Source organism: Streptomyces cyaneofuscatus, assembly GCF_042718795.1.
GTDB lineage: Bacteria > Actinomycetota > Actinomycetes > Streptomycetales > Streptomycetaceae > Streptomyces > Streptomyces cyaneofuscatus_A.
This window is the reverse complement of sequence record NZ_JBHXOX010000001.1, coordinates 79,024-97,269: the sequence shown is the minus strand read 5'-3', so window position 1 is coordinate 97,269 and position 18,246 is coordinate 79,024. Positions and strand designations below refer to the sequence as shown.

Annotated in this window: 16 protein-coding genes; 7 read left to right on the top strand and 9 right to left on the bottom strand. The window is 72.0% G+C overall.

The genetic code is table 11. The features are described 5' to 3' along the window. Positions 1–51 precede the first annotated feature (51 nt). Positions 52–1,224 (top strand): PP2C family protein-serine/threonine phosphatase, encoded by a 1,173-nt coding sequence (locus tag ACFWRT_RS00460; protein WP_380948790.1) that lies wholly within the window; start codon positions 52–54, stop codon positions 1,222–1,224. 101 nt (positions 1,225–1,325) lie between these two features. Here the strand turns inward: ACFWRT_RS00460 and ACFWRT_RS00455 are convergent, their stop codons facing one another. The 5 genes from ACFWRT_RS00455 to ACFWRT_RS00435 all read right to left on the bottom strand — a co-directional run bounded on the left by ACFWRT_RS00455 (position 1,326) and on the right by ACFWRT_RS00435 (position 6,320). After that, a complete protein-coding gene (locus ACFWRT_RS00455) occupies positions 1,326–1,781 on the bottom strand; it encodes an ATP-binding protein (RefSeq protein ID WP_380948789.1) in 456 nt (151 codons plus the stop codon). A gap of 96 nt (positions 1,782–1,877) precedes the next feature. After that, a complete protein-coding gene (locus tag ACFWRT_RS00450) occupies positions 1,878–2,321 on the bottom strand; it encodes a response regulator (protein ID WP_030572762.1) in 444 nt (147 codons plus the stop codon). Continuing rightward, positions 2,318–3,967 (bottom strand): sensor histidine kinase, encoded by a 1,650-nt coding sequence (locus tag ACFWRT_RS00445; protein WP_380948788.1) that lies wholly within the window; start codon positions 3,965–3,967, stop codon positions 2,318–2,320. Before ACFWRT_RS00445 ends, ACFWRT_RS00450 begins: the two co-directional genes overlap by 4 nt. Beyond that, a complete protein-coding gene (locus tag ACFWRT_RS00440) occupies positions 3,964–5,217 on the bottom strand; it encodes a PP2C family protein-serine/threonine phosphatase (RefSeq protein WP_380949007.1) in 1,254 nt (417 codons plus the stop codon). The genes ACFWRT_RS00445 and ACFWRT_RS00440 overlap by 4 nt, the downstream gene beginning before the upstream one ends. Before the next feature lie 206 nt (positions 5,218–5,423). Continuing rightward, positions 5,424–6,320: an RNA polymerase sigma factor SigF gene (locus ACFWRT_RS00435; RefSeq protein ID WP_380948787.1), complete on the bottom strand. Its 897-nt coding sequence runs from the start codon at positions 6,318–6,320 to the stop codon at positions 5,424–5,426. A 259-nt stretch (positions 6,321–6,579) separates the two neighbouring features. Between ACFWRT_RS00435 and ACFWRT_RS00430 the strand changes: the two genes are divergently transcribed. Continuing rightward, positions 6,580–8,064 carry an SDR family NAD(P)-dependent oxidoreductase gene (locus ACFWRT_RS00430; protein WP_380948786.1) on the top strand — a complete coding sequence of 495 codons (1,485 nt, stop codon included), beginning with the start codon at positions 6,580–6,582 and terminating at the stop codon, positions 8,062–8,064. Positions 8,065–8,445: 381 nt separating this feature from the next. Further along, positions 8,446–8,622: a hypothetical protein gene (locus ACFWRT_RS00425; RefSeq protein ID WP_015612873.1), complete on the top strand. Its 177-nt coding sequence runs from the start codon at positions 8,446–8,448 to the stop codon at positions 8,620–8,622. Between the two features lie 15 nt (positions 8,623–8,637). Here ACFWRT_RS00425 and ACFWRT_RS00420 read toward each other — a convergent pair whose 3' ends face one another. The 3 genes from ACFWRT_RS00420 to ACFWRT_RS00410 are packed head-to-tail and all read right to left on the bottom strand — an operon-like array spanning position 8,638 to position 11,463. Next, a complete protein-coding gene (locus ACFWRT_RS00420; protein WP_380948785.1) occupies positions 8,638–10,089 on the bottom strand; it encodes a lipase maturation factor family protein in 1,452 nt (483 codons plus the stop codon). A 28-nt stretch (positions 10,090–10,117) separates the two neighbouring features. Further along, a complete protein-coding gene (locus tag ACFWRT_RS00415; RefSeq protein ID WP_380948784.1) occupies positions 10,118–10,630 on the bottom strand; it encodes a DUF1990 family protein in 513 nt (170 codons plus the stop codon). Then, positions 10,627–11,463: a YndJ family protein gene (locus ACFWRT_RS00410; RefSeq protein WP_380948783.1), complete on the bottom strand. Its 837-nt coding sequence runs from the start codon at positions 11,461–11,463 to the stop codon at positions 10,627–10,629. Before ACFWRT_RS00410 ends, ACFWRT_RS00415 begins: the two co-directional genes overlap by 4 nt. 221 nt (positions 11,464–11,684) lie before the next feature. Here ACFWRT_RS00410 and ACFWRT_RS00405 point away from each other — a divergent pair, with 221 nt between their 5' ends. The 4 genes from ACFWRT_RS00405 (at position 11,685) to ACFWRT_RS00390 (ending at position 17,522) form a co-directional block, all read left to right on the top strand. Further along, positions 11,685–12,923, top strand: coding sequence for a DUF6777 domain-containing protein (locus ACFWRT_RS00405; protein ID WP_380948782.1), 1,239 nt, complete (start codon positions 11,685–11,687; stop codon positions 12,921–12,923). A gap of 100 nt (positions 12,924–13,023) precedes the next feature. Further along, positions 13,024–15,090: a SpoIIE family protein phosphatase gene (locus ACFWRT_RS00400; protein ID WP_380948781.1), complete on the top strand. Its 2,067-nt coding sequence runs from the start codon at positions 13,024–13,026 to the stop codon at positions 15,088–15,090. A gap of 170 nt (positions 15,091–15,260) precedes the next feature. Further along, a complete protein-coding gene (locus ACFWRT_RS00395; RefSeq protein WP_380948780.1) occupies positions 15,261–16,625 on the top strand; it encodes a wax ester/triacylglycerol synthase family O-acyltransferase in 1,365 nt (454 codons plus the stop codon). Between the two features lie 36 nt (positions 16,626–16,661). Beyond that, positions 16,662–17,522: an Fpg/Nei family DNA glycosylase gene (locus ACFWRT_RS00390; protein WP_380948779.1), complete on the top strand. Its 861-nt coding sequence runs from the start codon at positions 16,662–16,664 to the stop codon at positions 17,520–17,522. 37 nt (positions 17,523–17,559) lie between these two features. Here the strand turns inward: ACFWRT_RS00390 and ACFWRT_RS00385 are convergent, their stop codons facing one another. Then, positions 17,560–18,213 carry a zf-HC2 domain-containing protein gene (locus ACFWRT_RS00385; protein ID WP_380948778.1) on the bottom strand — a complete coding sequence of 218 codons (654 nt, stop codon included), beginning with the start codon at positions 18,211–18,213 and terminating at the stop codon, positions 17,560–17,562. Positions 18,214–18,246 lie beyond the last annotated feature (33 nt).

Below are 18,246 nucleotides of genomic sequence, written 5' to 3'. Positions count from 1 at the left end.
GCCCGGCTCAGGCCCCTACCACGTCGCAGGACGAAGAATGCACGAGAGACCGTGAACAGAAGACCGGACATCGAGACGGCCGTCAGGGCCGCCGCTCCGCATGCCCTGCTGTCGACGCTGCGCACCCTGCTGGCCGACGCCTACGGGGCCCTCGCCGTGGATCTGCACCTGGCCGACTACGGTCTGCGCGTCCTCAAGCGCCTGGACGGGGCCGATGGCGAGGAGGAGCCGCTCTCGCTGCACAACAGCCCCGAAGGCCGGGCTTTCGGCAGCCAGAAGCCCCGCGAACAGCAGGTCCGGCACGGCGACGCGGTCGACCACTACCTCCCGGTGACGGTACGCGGCGAACGCCTCGGCATCCTCACCATCCGGCTGCCCGCCGAGCGGTCGGTCCCGGAGCTGGTGGGCGAGCTGACCCATGTGGCCGACCTGCTGGGCCACGAGATCCTGGTCGCCGAACGGGACACCGACGTCTACCAGCGCGCCCGGCGCACCACCCGGCTCACCCTCGCCGCCGAGATGCAGTGGCAGCTCCTCCCCGCCCGGGCCTGCACCGCCGCCGAGTTCGCCATCGGCGCCCAGCTCGAGCCGGCGTACTCCATACACGGCGACAACTTCGACTGGGCGGCCGACGCCGAGGAGCTGACCCTCGCGGTGACCAACGGCATGGGCGAGGGCATACAGGCCTCGCTGCTCACCAACCTCGCGGTGAACGCCCTGCGCAACGCCCGCCGGGCCGGCATCGGCATCGCCGACCAGGCGGCCCTCGCCGACCAGGCGCTCTACGACCAGCACCGCGGGGCCTCCCACGTCTCCACCCTGCTGCTCCGCTTCGAGCTGGCGACCGGCCGGGTCGGCGTCGTGGACGCCGGATCGCCGCAACTGTGGATCCAGCGCGGCCGCACGGTCCGGCGCATGGAGCTGGAGGCCCAGCTCCCGCTCGGCATGTTCGAGGAGTCGCACTACACGGTCCAGGAGTTCCACGTGGAGCCCGGCGACCGGCTGCTGCTGCTCAGCGACGGCGTCTACGAGGCGGTGTCCCCGGCGGGGGAGAGGTACGGCGAGAAGGCGCTGGCCCGGGCCATCCAGTCGACGCGGCTGCTCCCGGCAGCCACCGTCCCGCGCGCGATGCTCGGCGAACTGGCCGAATATCGCGTCACGGAGACACTCGACGACGCGCTGGTGGTCTGCGTGGACTGGTTCGGCCGGCAGAACGACGGCTGAGGCCGGAACATGATGCCCCCGGGGACGCGTGACGCGTCCCCGGGGGCATCGCCGTGTCCGGGTCAGGCCTCAGGGCCAGGCCGCGGGGCCAGGTCTCCGGGTCAGATCGAGAGCTGGAACTCCGCGCGGATCCGCTTGCCGACCGGCACCCGCTCCGCCGTGAGCCGGTCGCACAGGGCCACGACGATCTCCATGCCGTGCCCGCCCAGCCGGGAGGGATCGGGGCCGTACAGCACGGGCATCGCCGTACTGCTGTCGTACACCGTGACGCTCATGACCTGGGCGTTCCCCTCCAGCTCCAGGAGGTACGGGCCGTGGCTGTAGCGGTCGGCGTTGGTGACCAGCTCGCTCACGGCCAGCATCAGATCGCTGCGGGTGTGCTTGCCGATCGGGGCCAGGCACTCCACCGCGAGCCGCGTGAGGAAACGGTCCGCCAGGGCACGCGCGAGCGCGATGCAGCCCGGTTCGCCGTCGAAGACCTCGGCGCAGAGCAGTACCTCCGTGGACCGCAGACCCTGGCCGGGATCTTCCGGTGGTGAGGTGACCTCTGTGTTCATGTGCTCCAGCCAGGCGCCGCAGTGAGGTCGGAGACCTTGTTCCGCCATTCGTCTACCCGAGTCGAAGGATCCCACGCCAGGCGATCCGGACCGATCCTACGCACGTCCGGGCAGCCGCACCACGGTCACGAAGAATTCATCGATCTGACGTACCGCCGCGATGAACTGATCCAGGTCCACCGGCTTGGTCACGTACGCGTTGGCGTGCAGCTTGTAGCTGCGCAGGATGTCCTCCTCGGCCGAGGAGGTGGTGAGGACGACCACGGGGATGAGCGACAGCTCGGGGTCGCCCTTGATCTGCTCCAGGACCTGCCGCCCGTCGTACTTGGGCAGGTTCAGGTCGAGGAGCACCAGGTCGGGGCGGGGGGCGTCGGGGTACTCGCCGCGCCGGTAGAGGAAGTCCAGCGCCTCCTGGCCGTCGCGTACGACGTGCAGGGTGTTGCGGATCTTGTTGTCCTCGAACGCCTCACGGGTCATGAGCTCGTCGCCGGGATCGTCCTCGACCAGGAGGACCTCGATGGGTTGTACGGGGCTGTTCACGAAGGGTCTCCCGGCTGGCTGACGGTCAGGGCCGGAGCGAGGGGCTCGGCCGTGGTGGGCTGGGGCGCCTCGGGCGCGGCAGGCAGGGTGAAGTGTATGCGGGTGCCTTCGCCCGGTTCGTCGTCCAGCCAGATCCGGCCACCGTGGAACTCGATGATCTTCCGGCAGAGCGCGAGGCCGATACCCGTTCCCTCGTACTCGTCACGCGCGTGGAGCCGCTGGAAGATCACGAACACCTTGTCCGCGAACTCGGGCGCGATCCCGATGCCGTTGTCCGAGACGGTCAGGTGCCAGTCCTCGTCCTCGCGTACGCAGTCGACGGTGATCCGGCACTCCACCTCCTCCCGGCGGAACTTGACCGCGTTGCCGATGAGGTTCTGCCAGACCATGGTGAGCGCTGTGGAGTCGCCCAGCAGTCCGGGCAGCTCCTCGGGCCGCTCGATCACCGCCCCGGACTCCTCGATCGCCACGGTCAGGTTGCCCAGCGCGCGGTCCAGGGACCGGCCCAGATCGACCGGCTGCCGGCCCTCGTTGACCCGGCCCACCCGCGAGAAGGTCAGCAGGTCGTTGATGAGCACCTGCATCCGCTTGGCGCCGTCCACCGCGAAGGCGATGTACTGCTTTCCCCGGTCGTCCAGCTCCTCGCCGTACCGCTTCTCCAGGAGCTGGCAGAAGGAGGCGACCTTGCGCAGCGGCTCCTGGAGGTCGTGCGAGGCGACGTACGCGAACTGCTCCAGCTCGGAGTTGGAGCGGCGCAGCTCCTCCGTCTGCTCGGCGAGCAGCTTCTCGCGGCCCTGCGCCCCGTCCAGCTCGTCGACCAGCCGTTGCCGCATGTCCTCCACGGCCCCGGCCACGGCCTGGACGTCGGAGGGCCCCTTGGCCTCGATCCGCTGGCCGAAGGCGCCCGACCGTACGCGCTCCGAGGCGGCGCGCAGCCGGTTCAGCGGAACGCCCACCACCCGGTGGAGCAGCACGCTGAGCGCCACCACGGTCAGGACGAAGACGGCCACCAGGGCGAACAGCACCTGGTCACGGGTGGTGCGGGCGTCGTTCAGCTCGGCCCGTGCGGTGTCCCGGGCCTCGTCGAGGTGTTTCTGCTGGGCGCCGTAGGCCCGTCGCAGCGCGTCGAAGTCCGCCTTGCTGCTCTGCAGCTGCGCCGAGGCACCGGCCTCGTTCGGCCCCTGCTCGCGGACCAGCTTCAGCAGCGGCTCGGCCTTGTCCTCGCGCCACTGCCGGGCGGCGGTCTCTATCGCGTCGAGATGGTCGGCGAACTGCTGCTGCCCGCCGACAAGCTGCCGGGCCCGGGTCAGCCGCTCCCGCTCGGCGGCCTTGCCCGCCTCGTACGGTTCGAGGAACGAGTCGTCGCCCGTCAGGGCGAAACCGCGGACCCCGGTCTCCTGGTCCAGCAGGGCGTTCTGGAGCTGGAAGGAGACGGACCGCGCGGGCTGTATTCGGTCGACCAGATCGGTGGTGCGGTCGGACATCCGGGCCAGCACCAGCCCGCCGGCCACCAGGCAGCCGCAGACGACCACGATGAAGCCGCCGAGGATCAGGTGCACCCAGTTCTGCACCGAGAGCCGGGCGGCCACACCGGCGGGTGCCGGGTCCTTCCCCGTGTCGGTCCGCGTGGACTGTTCCGTGCTCATGAAAGTTCCGATCCCCAGCCCAGATGCAGGACAGCCACATCATCCGCAAGTCCGCCGTAGGGGGCGGCTCCCTCGGCGGCTCCGGCCACCAGCGCGTCGACGAACCTCCGGCCCGGCAACTGCCCGAGGGCCCGGGCCATCTCCAGCAGCCCTTCCTCGCCGAGGCGGCTGTCCGGGCCGTTGCGCCCTTCGAAGAGTCCGTCGGTGAAGAGTACGAGACCGTCACCGGGGACCAGCGGCAGGTCGACCGTCGGCCACCGGCCCATCCCGGGGAGCAGCCCGAGCGCCATGCCGCCCTCCGGCTCCACCCAGCGGACCTCCTCGCCCCGGCGCAGCAGCAGTCCCGGGTGTCCCGCCCGCACGATCTGCACGTTCCGCCCGTCGGGCGCGAAGGTCAGGGAGGCCATCGTGGCGAAGACGTGCGAGTCCGAGCGCTCGGCGACCAGGATCTCCTCCAGCAGTTCGATCTGCTCCAGGTGGGAGGTCCCGCACAGCACGGCCGTACGCCACGCCACCCGGAGACAGACCCCCAGTGCGGCCTCCGCCGCACCGTGCCCCGAGACATCACCGATCACCGCGTGGACCGCCCCGTCGGCCGTCTGCACGACGTCGTAGAAGTCACCGCTCAGCAGCCCGTGGACGCGCCCCGGCTCGTACCGGGCGCGCGCCTGGAAGCGGTCGTCCCGCAGCAGCGGGACGGGCAGCAGCCCGCGCTCCAGCCGGGCGTTCTCCTGGGCGATCAGCTGATTGGACCTCAGCGCCGCCGCGGCCCGTTCCACTTCCTTGCGCTGGAGGGCGTAGCGGATCGCCCGCGACAGCATCTCGGGGTCCAGCCGCCCCTTGACCAGGTAGTCCTGGGCGCCTTGGGCGACCGCGCGCAGCCCCGTGCCCGACTCTTCGAGACCGGTGAGGACGACGATCGCGGCATCGCTGTCGGACTCCAGGATCTGGCGTACGGCGTCCAAGCCCTGGGCGTCCGGAAGGTGCAGGTCCAGAAGGACGCAGACGGGGGTGGTGCAGGTGTCCAGGAAGGCGCGGGCCTCGGCGAGCGTCTTGCGCCAGGTGAGGGCGGAGTCCAGCTCGCTGTCGGTGAGCATCTCCTCGACCAGCAGCGCGTCGCCCGCGTCGTCCTCCACCAGGAGGATGGTGGCGTCGACGTTCCACAGGAGGGAGCTGGGGGAGGAGTCGTCGGTGATCTCCTGCTGGGAGGGGATGCCGACGGTGCCCACAGGTTTCAGAGACATGCCCATGGGTGACTCGGCCAACCCCTTCACCCCCTCGGACGACCGGCATCAGACCATCCGGCCGATCGTCGGGAAGCATATGTGATCGGCGGCCTCGGCAGATGCCACGGGCCGCTGGTCCGACAGGAAACGGTCGGGCACCCAGGCGGGTGCCCGACCGGACGAACGGCGGGTGCCGGGGGAGACCCCGACAGGTCAGGAAGTGAGCGAACTCACGCCTCGATGCTCATTCCCTTGCGCAGTTGCTTGACGATCCGGGTCAGCAGCCGCGACACGTGCATCTGGGAGACACCCAGCTCCGCGCCGATCTGCGCCTGGGTCATCTCGGCCCCGAACCGCATCTGCACGATCCGGCGCTCCCGGTCGTCGAGCTGCTCCAGCAGCGGCGCCAGGGTGTGCAGGTTCTCGACGGTCTCCATGCCGGGGTCCGCCTCGCCGAGCACATCGGCGTACGCGCGCTGCTCCTGGCCGGAGTCGCTGTCCGCCGAGGGGGTGTCGAGGGAGCCGGCGGAGTAGCCGTTGGCGGCCACGAGCCCCTCGATGATCTCCTCCTCGGGCAGATCCAGGTGGGCGGCGAGCTCCTTGACCGTGGGGTCGCGGTCCAGCTCGGCGGAGAGCTGCTCCTTCGCCTTGGCGAGGTCGACCCGCAGCTCCTGCAGGCGGCGCGGCACGTGCACGGACCAGGTGGTGTCCCGGAAGAACCGCTTGATCTCGCCCACGATGTAGGGGACGGCGAAGGTGGCGAACTCGACCTCGCGGGAGAGGTCGAAGCGGTCGATCGCCTTGATCAGCCCGATCGTGCCGACCTGGATGATGTCCTCGGTGTCGTCACCGCCGCGGTTGCGGAACCGGGACGCGGCGAAGCGCACCAGGGAGAGGTTCATCTCGATCAGGGTGTTGCGGGCGTACTGGTACTCGTGGGTGCCCTCCTCCAGAGCCTGGAGGCGGTCGAAGAACACCTTGGACAGGGCCCGCGCGTCCTTGGGGGCGACCTTTCCGGCGTCCTCGACCCAGGGCAGTTCCTCGGCGCCGACGTCGGTCCGCGAGCCTGCCAGGTCATCGCTCAGCGACGCCGTCGCTCCGTTGGCTCGCACAGACATCGCCGTCATGATGTCACCCTCCCTGTCACCCAATGTGTCGGACGGTCGCCTTCCCGGTCATTCCGAAGTCATGCCTACCTTTTCAAGAAAGTTTTTCCGGCCCTCCGCCGGCCCTCTGTCGGCGCCCCTGCCGAGCCCTTCCCGGCCCGCTGTCCGGCCCTCCGCCCGCCCGAACGGGGCAGCCTCGCGCGCATGGCAAACTTGAGCGGGGTGTTTCGGCCTGCGGTGACCCCTGACCCGCGGGGATGAAGATGACAGAGGAACGGCAATGACGGTGACAGAGGACAGCCCGGAGCTCGCTCCCGGAATCGACGAGTTCGGTCCCGGTATCGACCCGGAGCGGCTGGCCGTCTGCCTGAGCGTGCTCGACGAGCTCGACCGCATTGAGGTCGACCACCCGGACGCCATCGCCGTCCGCCGGGCCACCGCCGGGATCTACCGCACCGTGAAGCAGCGCCGCCGCCAGGAGCGCCGGGCCGCCAAGACCGCCCACGACCGGGCCGTCACCGAGGCGACCGCGACCGGTTCGGCCGAGCGCATCGACGACGAGACGCAGGGCGTCCTGCCGTCCTCCTCCGCCCAGGCCGAGATCGCGGGCATACTCCAGCGCCCCCGCTCCTGCTACATCTGCAAGACCCGGTACGTCGAGGTGGACGCGTTCTACCACCAGCTCTGCCAGCCCTGCGCCAAGGAGAACCGCGCCCGCCGCGACGCCCGCACCGACCTCACCGGGCGCCGGGCGCTCCTCACCGGCGGCCGGGCGAAGATCGGCATGTACATCGCGCTGCGGCTGCTGCGCGACGGGGCGCACACCACCATCACGACCCGCTTCCCCAACGACGCGATCCGCCGCTTCAAGGCGATGGAGGACAGCGACGAGTGGATCCACCGGCTGAAGATCGTCGGCATCGACCTCCGCGACCCGGCCCAGGTCGTCGCGCTGGCCGACTCCGTCGCCGCCGAGGGCCCGCTCGACATCCTCATCAACAACGCGGCCCAGACGGTACGCCGCTCCCCGGGGGCGTACAGCGAGCTCGTGAACGCCGAGTCCGCTCCGCTACCCGCGGGCGCGCTGCCCGCCGCCGAGGTCATCGGGACCTTCGGCAGCGGCACGGTCGACCGGGTGGCCGCCCTGCCCGCCGCCCGCAAGGAGAGCCTCAGCGCCCAGGAGGTCACCGACCTCGCCCTGGTCACCGGCTCCGCCTCCCCGGCCCGGATCGCCGCGGGCACCGCGATCGACGCGGGCGGGCTCGTCCCCGACCTGCACGACACCAACAGTTGGGTCCAGACGGTCGAGGACGTCGAGCCGATCGAGTTGCTGGAGGTCCAGCTCTGCAACTCCACCGCGCCGTTCATCCTGATCAGCCGCCTCCGCCCGGCGATGGCCGCCACCGCCGCCCGGCACGCGTACGTGGTCAACGTCTCCGCGATGGAGGGTGTCTTCAGCCGGGGCTACAAGGGGGCGGGCCACCCGCACACCAACATGGCCAAGGCCGCGCTCAACATGCTCACGCGCACCAGCGCCCAGGAGATGTTCGAGAAGGACGGCATCCTGATGACGGCCGTGGACACCGGCTGGATCACCGACGAGCGGCCGCACCCGGACAAGATGCGGCTGGCCGAGGAGGGCTTCCACGCCCCGCTGGATCTCGTCGACGGCGCGGCCCGCGTCTACGACCCGATCGTGCGCGGTGAGGGCGGCGAGGCGCTCTACGGCTGCTTCCTCAAGGACTACGCCCCCGCGAACTGGTAGCTCCCGCCCGTGTCGGCGTAACCCGACCGGCTCAACCGGAGCCGCACCCTCCGTGCGGCGGCCGCAGACCCGGCCCAGGATGGATCCTGGGCCGGGTTTTCGCTGTGCGAAGTGGCCGAAAGTGACCCACTGCACACGTTCTATAGAGCGCGAAGTCGCTCATTTGGTTACTCTGAGGCCAACGGACGCCATCGGGGAGCCCACGAAGGCTCCCCGACCGTCCCGGGACAGGTCTGCAACCCGACCGCCGTCCCGCCCCGACACGGCGCCACCGCGACCGACATATCTCAAGCCCCTGCCCCACTCCGGGGCGGTCGATCTCCGGCGCCGCAGCCGGAGCGTCGGCGCCGCCCCGGGTGACGCGACACAGAGGAGTGCGCGGTGACGACACCAGAACTGACGATGCGCGAGAAGCGACCCGCCGAACGGTACGGGGAGCGGACCGCACGGCCCGAGAAGCTCCGGAACATCGAGGTGTGGGCCCGGTCCGCACCGATCCGGCTGGCCGGTTACGAGGACGACCTCGCCGAGCCGCACATCCTGCCCGGCATCGACTGACCGCTCCGGCGCGGATCACGTCCCACGGCCCGTGTCCCGGCCCTCCCGCTCCGGCGGGAGCGGCCGGGACACGGGCCGCATGAATTCCCGCACGTAGGTGCGGTCCCACCAGGCACCGGTGGCCCGCAGGTCGCCCGGGTCGGTGAACCGGTAGTGGAACACCCGGGCCCGCACGTGCACCGGAGGTTCGTCCGGGAACGGGTTGTGCGCCAGCAGCCGGAGCGTGTCCCGGTCCCCGCGCAGCAGCCGCTCGGTGAACGGGCCGAACCAGGAGCGCGCGTAAGCGGGGGAGAGCGCCGCGAACCACATCATCCAGTCCAGCCGCAGGTGGTACGGGGCGAAGAGGCGCGGCAGCCGCCGCACATCGCCGGGTTTGCCGCGGAAACCGTACTCCCGCCACGCGGCGCCCTCGTTCGGGACCGCGTCCGCGGTGCCCTCCACCACGACTTCCAGCCGCATTCTGCTGATGGAGCCGAACGCTCCGTAGGTGTTGACGAGGTGCAGGGGGTCGAAGGACCGGTTCATCACCTGCCGGCGCGAGAGCAGATTGCGCGCGGGGCGGTAGCTGAGGACCAGGACCAGGGTCGTCACCGCGATGACGACCACCTCGTACCAGAGCGGTGGCGCGGCCAGGGCGGGCGGCCTGCCGGCGAGCGGGGTCCAGTCGATCACCGAGAGCGCCAGCGCGATGGTCAGCCAGTTCAGCCAGGCGAAGTTGCCCGACAGGACGAGCCAGAGCTGGGTGAGCACCATCAGGGCGGCGGCCGCGCTCGCCACCGGCTGCGGGGTGAACAGCAGGAAGGGGACCAGTAGCTGGGTGACGTGGTTGGCGGCCACCTCGACCCGGTGCACCGGGCGCGGCAGATGGTGGAAGAACCAGCTCAGCGGCCCCGGCATCGGCTGGGTCTCGTGGTGGAAGTCGAGGCAGGTCAGCCTCCGCCAGCACGCGTCGCCGCGCATCTTGATGAGCCCGGCGCCGAACTCCAGCCGGAACAGCAGCCACCGCAGCAGCCAGAGCACCAGCACGGGCGGCGCGGTGTCCCCCGTACCGAGGAAGACGGCGAGGAACCCCGTCTCCAGGAGCAGCGACTCCCAGCCGAACCCGTACCAGACCTGCCCGACCTGGACGATCGACAGGTACAGCACCCAGGGCAGCGCCCACAGCAGCATCCCGCCCCAGAGCGGAAGGCGGCCGTCCAGCCCGGCGATCAGGGCCACCGAGACCGCGCAGCCGGTCCAGGCGACAGCGGCGAAGAACCGGTCGGAGTAGTGCAGCCGGAACAGCCCCGGCGCCGCCTTCCAGGGGGTGCGCCGGAGCAGCTCCGGTACGGGCAGGATGCCGCGCTCGCCGATCAGCGCGCGGAACTGGAGGGCGGCGGAGAGGAAGGCGACCAGGTAGATCACGGCCAGCGTCCGCTGGAAGATCAGCCTGCTCAGCCAGTAGCCGTCGGCAGAGAACCACTCCATCCCGGCCAGTATCGGCCCGGCGGCGCCTTCAGCGCGCCGCGACGAGCCGGCCCAGCGTCCGGCCCAGCCGGCGCGCGTACCAGAGCTGCACGGGAGGCACGAGCGGCCCGGCGAGGCGCGAGTACCAGGCCGCGGGGCGGGAGAAGGCCGTGACGGTGAACCAGACCGTGCCGTCGTCCGCCAGGTCGACCACGAAGCATTCCTCGCCGTTCTCCGGGTGCCCGGTGAGCGTGCCGTAGCCGAATCCGGTACGCCCGTCCTCTCCGTATGCCGTCCAGATCACCTCGCACGGGGCGCTGAGACGGATCGGCCCCACGCCGAGCGACACCCGTACGGAGGCTCCGGGCTCCGCGCGTGCGGCCGAGGCGTCGACCCGGGCTCCCGAGGCCCGGTGCATGCGCCACTCGGTCACCGCCGCGCCCGCCGCCGCGAAGTCGTCGGCGCCCCGGCCTACCCGGGTGCGGTGGTGCAGGTGGTGGTAGCCCTTGGGCAGCGGGCCGAGGCGGGTGGCGCCGACCTCGGGGTAGGTGAGCGTGCTCATGCGGTCCTGCTTTCCGGGTGGGTGGTGGTGCGGATGCGCTGCCAGGCGAGGAGCGAGCAGAGGGCGAAGCCCAGCGCGTTGCCCAGGCCATGGGTGGCGGCCATCCAGGTCAGGGTGGGGTGAGGCAGTCCGGTCGCCTCGCCGACCGCCCAGCTCAGGGCGAGCAGCATGGTGGCCACCAGGACGGCGGCGGAGGTGAGGAGCAGCAGCCGGGTCGTCCTGTCCCGGCCCTCCTCGTGGCCCAGGCGCCAGGTGAGCAGGCCGACGGTCCACATGCCGGCCGTCAGGACCACGGCCCCGGCCAGTTCGGCCCAGTCGCCGATGAAGTAGCCGACGAGGACGAGCAGGGTGCCCAGCGGCACGCTGAGCGCGGCGAACCGGCCCGCGGGGCCATCGGTGACCCCGCAGACGAGCCCGGCGACCAGGGCCGCGGCGAAACCGGCGAAGTGGAAGTGCGGCACGGTCAGGGCGAGAATGCCCAGCTCGAAGCCGAACAGCTCGTGGCCCCACCGCTCCGCGACCAGGGCGAGCGCGGCGACGGCCGGGGCGACGAGGGCGGTGAGAAGGGCGATCCCGGCGGGGGAGAGGTCCCGGCCGCGGACCGCCCGGCGGGCGCCGAGCAGGGCGAGAAGGACGGTGCCCAGTGCGTAGCACGAGGCGAGCGCGGTGGCGGTAGGGCCACGCGGCAGCCATAGGGCCACCGCGCCGGGCGCCGCGAAGAGGGGCCAGAGCCTGCGGATCCCGTCCAGCTCGCGCAGCCCGGTCAGCCGCAGCCCGGCCGGGACGACCAGGAGCATGCCCAGCATCACGATCGCGTTGACCAGTGCGGTCATGGCCCCACCCCCATCTTTGAACGTGTTCAACTCTTGGGGCGAGAGTAGAGGTTTTCTTGAACGTGTTCAAGATGGCTGCTTCCCGGCGTGGTGTCCGCGCCTGCTGTCTGTGTCCGGTGTCCGCGCCCGGCCTCCGCTTGCGGGCTGCCGACCGGTGCGGCACAGATGGTGACGGACCCATCCGTTCGCCATGGACAGGCATGGACAGGCAGGAGAGCTCTGTGCGCTCACCCAGACGTTTCCGGTGTGCCGCGCTCGCCGCGCTGGCCGCCGGGGCCCTGTTCGCCGTAGCAGGCTGCGACAGCGCCGCCGACCGCACGACGAAGGGCACCACGGGCACCGCGGAGGCCGAGGACGTCCTTCTCCAGCCGCTCGCCGAGCCGGGCCCCGGGCCCTTCACGAAGTCGACCGCGCGGCAGGCGCCCTCGCCCTCGGCCCCCCCTTCGCCGCGGGAGGGCGACGGGTCCGCCACCCGGACGGTCCATCGCGTCTCGGGCGCTGTCCCCGGGCTCTACGGAGGTGTCCGCTCCGAGGCGTCCTGCGACGTAGAGCAGCAGGCCCGCCTGCTCACCGCCGACCAGGACAAGGCGCGGGCCTTCGCGGAGAAGGCGGGCATCGAGGCCGTCCAGATCCCGGGCTACCTGCGCTCGCTCACCCCGGTGACCCTGCGCGCCGACACCCAGGTCACCAACCACGGCTACAGCGCCGACTCCGTCACCGCCTTCCAGGCCGTGCTCCAGGCGGGCACCGCCGTCCTGGTCGACAGCAAGGGCCTCCCCAGGCTCCGCTGCGCCTGCGGCAACCCGCTGGAGAAGCCGGTGATCGCGAAGGGGCAGGTCACGTACCGGGGCGAGCGCTGGGCCGGCTACGACCCCGCGCGGATCCTGGCGATCGACCCGGGCGTGCGGCCGGTCGGCAGTCTGGTCATCGTGGACACCGCCGACAACACCTGGATCGAGCGGTCCGTCGGCGACGACGGCGGACGCGACCGGACCCCGGACGACCCGCCGCCCTACGAGCCGAGCGTGGACCTGCTCTTCCCGTCCCCGGCCCGCCCCTCCGATCCCGCACCGACCGAATCCGCCCCGTCGGCCCCGTCCCCCGCCGAGCCGGAGGAGTCGGAGGGGGCGCAGTGCCCGGAGTCCCCGGGCGACCCCGCCGAACTGCCCCCTGGCTGCCCGCCGCCCATGGAGCCCGACCCCGGTACCGAGGCGCCGGACGACTTCGACGGCATGCCGAGCGAGGAGCCCTGGGAGATGGAGGATGGCGAGCTCGGCGTGGTGCCGGAGCCGACCCAGGTCTCTCCCGGCGAACGCGGTGAGCGCGGCGAACTCGACGAGCTCGGTGAACTCGAAGGGCTGGATGAGTCCGGGGGACTCGACGAGCTTGACGAACTGGATGAGTTCGATGAGTTCGGCGAGCCCGCGGACTCCGGCGTCCCCGAGCCGTTCGCCGGCTGACCGGCCGGGACCAGCTCTTCCCCAGCCCGTTACGGCGACCGCCCCGGCCGCCGTAACGGATCACTCGAAGAATCGGACAAATGGTGGCAGAGTGGCCCACATGGATGATCGGGTAGCGGGTGCCCTGTCACTCCCGGACGACTGGCCCGCCCACCCGGATCTCAGCCTCGCCCTGAACCGTATGGGCAGCTTCGACTGGGATCTGGGCACCGGCCTCATGCACATGGACCAGGCCGCCCTCGACGTGTTCGACCTGACCCCGGAGGAGTACGACGGCCGCCCGGCCTCCCTGGCCCACCGGGTACCGACCGACGAGGCGCAGCGCCTGGACGGGATGGTCTCGCAGGCCCTCAAGAGCGGCCTGACCAACTACGGCGCCTACTTCCGCATCCAGCGCCGCGACGGCACCCTGCGCTGGACCCACACCCAGGGCTTCGTCCGCCGGGACGGGACCGGCCGGCCCCGCCGCATCATCGGGATCGTCCGCGACGCGACCCAGGAGCTGGCCGACTCCTCCGCCCGGCAGGACCTGGACCTGGAGCGGCGCCGGCGCACCAGCCTGGTGGAGGGCACCACGGCCGCCCTGGCCCACGCCCGTACGGTCAAGGACGTCATCGCGGTCCTCAAGAACTCCCAGGGCCTCGCCCACCTGGGCGCCACCAGCCTCGTCATGGGCCTGCTGGAGTCCGGCCGCATCCACCTCGTGGCCGACGGACCCGAAGGCGCCTACGTTCCCGGCACCCGGTTCACCCGGGTGGACGAGCAGTACCCGATGAGTGAGGTCGTCCGTACCCTCGCCCCGCGCTTCATCGAGTCCGCGGAGGACTTCGCCGCCTCCTACCCGGTCCTCTGGCCCAACATCAGCCACCTGGGGATCACCGCGGCCGCCTATATGCCACTGATCGCGCAGGCCCGCCCGATCGGCGCGCTCGGCCTGCTCTACCGGGACAAGGCGGGCTTCACCCCCGACGAGCGCAACCTCCTCATGGCGCTCGGCACCTCGATCGCCCAAAGCCTCCAGCGGGCGATGCTCTACGAGCAGGAGCACGACCTCGCCGAGGGGCTCCAGCAGGCGATGCTGCCGCGCCGGATCCCCGCCGTCCCCGGGGCCCAGGTCGCCGTCCGCTACCGCTCGGCCCGGCTCGGCCGGGACATCGGCGGCGACTGGTACGACCTGATCCCGCTGCCCGGCGGCCGGGTCGGCGCCGTCATCGGAGACGTACAGGGGCACGACACCCACGCCGCCGCCGTCATGGGGCAGCTCCGCATCGTGCTGCGGGCCTACGCCGCCGAGGGGCACAGCCCCGCCACCGTCATGGCGCGCGCCTCCGTCTTCCTCCACGAGCTGGACACCGACCGCTTCGCCACCTGCACCTACGCCGAGGTCGACCTGACCACCGGGGTCGTCCAGGTGGTCCGCGCGGGCCATGTCGACCCGCTGGTACGCGACGTGGACGGCAGTTGCCGCCGGATGCCGGCCGAGGGCGGGCTGCCACTGGGGCTCTCCGCGGAGTTCGGCCGGCTGGAGTACCCGGTCGGAACGGCGGAGCTGGACCCCGGCCAGACGATGATCCTGTTCACCGACGGCCTGGTCGAGCTGCCCGGATCCGACCTCGACGAGGGCATGCAGCTGCTCACCGCGCTGGTCTCCAACGGCCCCCAGAACCTCCAGAAGCTGGCCGACGACCTCTGCGACGCCGTCGACGTGCGCGGCGGCCAGGACGACGTGGCGCTCCTGCTGCTCCGCCGCCGGGCCGCCCAGGCACCCCAGCCCGGCGGCCGGCTCCGGCAGCACGTCGCCCAGAACGACCCCGAGGCGCTCAGCTCGGCCCGGCACATGATCCGGGCGGCGGTTCGCGCCTGGGGGGCGAAGGAGCGGGCCGACGAGATCGAGCTGGCCGCCGATGAGCTGACCACCAACGCCCTGATGCACACCGACGGCGGGGCCGTCGTCACGATCCGGGTGATGGCCGGCTCCGAGCGGCGGCTGCGGGTCGACGTGGAGGACCGCTCCAGCGCCCTGCCCCGCCGAAGGGACGCGGGGTCCGACGGGGTCTCCGGTCGCGGCCTGATGCTCGTCGACCGGCTGGCCGACGTCTGGGGCGTGGAGTCCCGGGGCAGCGGCAAGTGCGTGTGGTGCGAGTTCCTGATCCCCGAGCGGTCGTGATCCCTGAAAGGTCCTGATCTCCGAATGGTCGTGATCCCCGAACGGTCGTGATGAGCGGGCAACGCGTTCTGTAACAGTACGTAACATGTCCGTACTTGACCGTAACCGAACGCAAGCGATTGACTGCGGGGGTACGGCCGTTCCGCCCCCCGGACGACATGAGGCACCTGTTGGGTACCGAACTCCTGGCCCCGCTCGACCTGGCCTTCTGGCATCTCGAATCCGACGCCCACCCCATGCACCTGGGCGCGCTCGCCGTCTTCGCCCCGGCGCCCGGCGTCACCCCGCCCCACGTCCTGGAGCTGCTCCGGACCCGGGCCGCCGCGATCCCCCGGCTGCGGATGTGCGTACGGGACGTCCTGCTGCCGGTCGGCGGTGCGGCCTGGAACGTGGACGAGGACTTCGACGTGCACCGGCATGTACGCCGCGTCGCGGTGGAGGACGGCGACTTCATGGCGGGGGCCACCCGGCTGGCCGGAGAGCTGATGGAACAGCCGCTGGGCCGCGGGCTGCCGCCCTGGCAGATGTATCTGATCGGCGGGGCCGACGACGGGCCGTTCGCCGTACTGGTCAAGCTGCACCACGCGCTGGCCGACGGGATGCGGGCGGTCGCCATCGGCGCCGGGATCTTCGACGAGATCGCCGCCGCCACCACGGCCCGGTCGGCCGCCCGCGGCCGCCCCGTCGTCCCGCCCCGCTCGTGGCTCCCCGACCCCCGCGAGGTGGCCGGCATGGCGCTCGGCCGGATCGGCGAGGTCGGCCGTGCCCTGGGCGTGGGGGCCTCCGTCGTCCGCGCGGGCCGCCTCGACCTGCGCCCCACCGCCTTCACCGCACCCTCCAGCGGCACCCGGCGCCTGGCCACCGCGGACCTGGACGCCACGGCCCTCCAGCGGATCCGGCGGATGGAGGGCGGCACCGCCAACGACATCCTGCTCGCCGTCGTCGCCGGGGCCCTGCGCCGCTGGATGGCCGAGCGCGGTGAGGCACCCGCCGCCACCGACCCGCGCGCCCTGGTCCCCGTCTCCCGGCGCAGGCCCGGCGGCGCGGTGAGCGGGAACCGGCTCTCCGCCTACCTCCTCGACCTGCCCGTCGGAACCGCCGACCCCCGCGAACGGCTCCGCTCGGTCCGGGCCGCGATGGACCGTAACAAGGCGGCCGGACCGCTGAAGGGCGCCGGTGCCGTCGCCGTACTCGCCGACCAACTACACCCGCTGGCCCACCGGTTCGGCGCACCGCTCGCCGCCAACGCCGCCCGGATGCTCTTCGACCTGCTCGTCACCAGCGTCCCGCTCCCGCGCTCCGCGCTCTCGCTGGGCGGCTGCCCCCTGAGCGCCCTCTACCCGATGGCACCGCTGGCCCGGGGCCAGTCGCTGGCCGTCGCCCTGTCGACGTACGGCGGCCGCGTGCACGTGGGTTTGGTGGCGGACGGCAAGGCGCTGCCGGACCTGGACCGGCTGGCCGGTGCGGTCCAGGAGGAGTTCGACGAGATCGGGGCGCTGTTCACCGTCGGCCGGGTGGCGGCACCGGTGTCCTGACGGGCAGCCGTACGCCGTCTGCGGCAGGCTGGTGCCATGCCCGAGCTGCCCGAAGTCGAAGCCCTGCGGGTCTTCCTCGACGACCACCTGGTCGGCAAGGAGATCGCCCGCGTCCTCCCGCTGGCGATCAGCGTCCTGAAGACGTACGACCCGCCGCTGAGCGCCCTCGACGGGACCACCGTCACCTCGGTGGCCCGCCACGGCAAGTTCCTCGACATCGAGGCGGGCGGGCTGCACCTCTGCACCCACCTGGCCCGCGCGGGCTGGCTCCGCTGGAAGGACTCCTTCCCGGCCGCCCCGCCGCGCCCTGGCAAAGGGCCGCTCGCCCTGCGCCTGGTGACCGTGGACGGCGACGGCTTCGAGCTCACCGAGATGGGGACCAAGAAGAGCCTCTCCGTCCACCTCGTCCGCGACCCGATGGACGTCCCCGGCATCGCCCGCCTCGGCCCCGACCCGCTCGCCGACGCCTTCGACCAGGACACCTTCGCGGGAATCGTCGCCGGGGCGCGCCGCCAGATCAAGGGCGCGCTGCGCGACCAGTCGCTCATCGCGGGCATCGGCAACGCTTACAGCGACGAGATCCTGCACGTGGCGAAGATGTCCCCGTTCAAGCGGACCGCCGACCTCGACGAGGATGACCTCACCCGCCTGTACACCGCGCTGCGCACCACGCTCCAGGACGCCGTGGCACGCTCCAGCGGGGTGGAGGCCGGAAAGCTCAAATCCGAGAAGAGGAGCGGGATGCGCGTGCACGGACGGACGGGACAGCCGTGTCCGGTCTGCGGTGACACCATTCTGGAGGTCTCCTTCAGCGACTCCTCGCTCCAGTACTGCCCCACCTGCCAGACCGGCGGCAAGCCCTTGGCCGACCGCAGGACCTCGAAGTTCCTGAAGTGAGACTCAGGACGTTCCTGCGGTGCGATACGAGGGCCGCTCACCGCTCCACCGTCATCAGCCGCCGCCCGTCCGCCGTCCGCACCTCGAAGTGGTCGATGCCCTCCGGCCGCAGCGCCGCCCCGCCGGACACCGCCACCAGGCCGTCCCCCGCGCCCCCGGCCGACCAACTGCTCACCGTCTCCTCGCTGCCGTCCCGGCCCACCGCGATCAGCGCGCACACCCCGACGACCGGCACCCGGACGACCTCCAGCGCCACCGACGTACCCCACTCGTGCCCCGCCGCCGTCACCACCGCCGCCGCCCCCGACGCCTGGTCCGCCCCCACCCACCGCTGCACCACCGCCCCGCCCGCCGCACCGCCGGAGCCGCCGGGGCTGCCCGGGAGATCAGCCACCGCCCACGGCCCGCCCACCGCCAGCACCACCCCGGCCGCCACCAGCGCCAGCCGCCGCCGGCCCGCCCTCCGCCGCCCCGCCGCCACCGCCTCGACCAGCCGGTCCGCGAGGCCGGGGGAGGGCCGCACCGCCGGCCGGGCCACCGCCAGCCGGGCCGCGACCGGGGCCAGCTCGCGGGCGCGGGCGCGGCACGGCGGACACTCCTCCAGATGCTCCTCGAACCGGAAGGCGTCGGCCCTCCCGAGGACGCCCAGGGCGTAGGCCCCCACCCGGATGTGGGGCTCGGTCAGCTGCATGTACTGCGGTACGGGAACAAGCCGGGATTCACT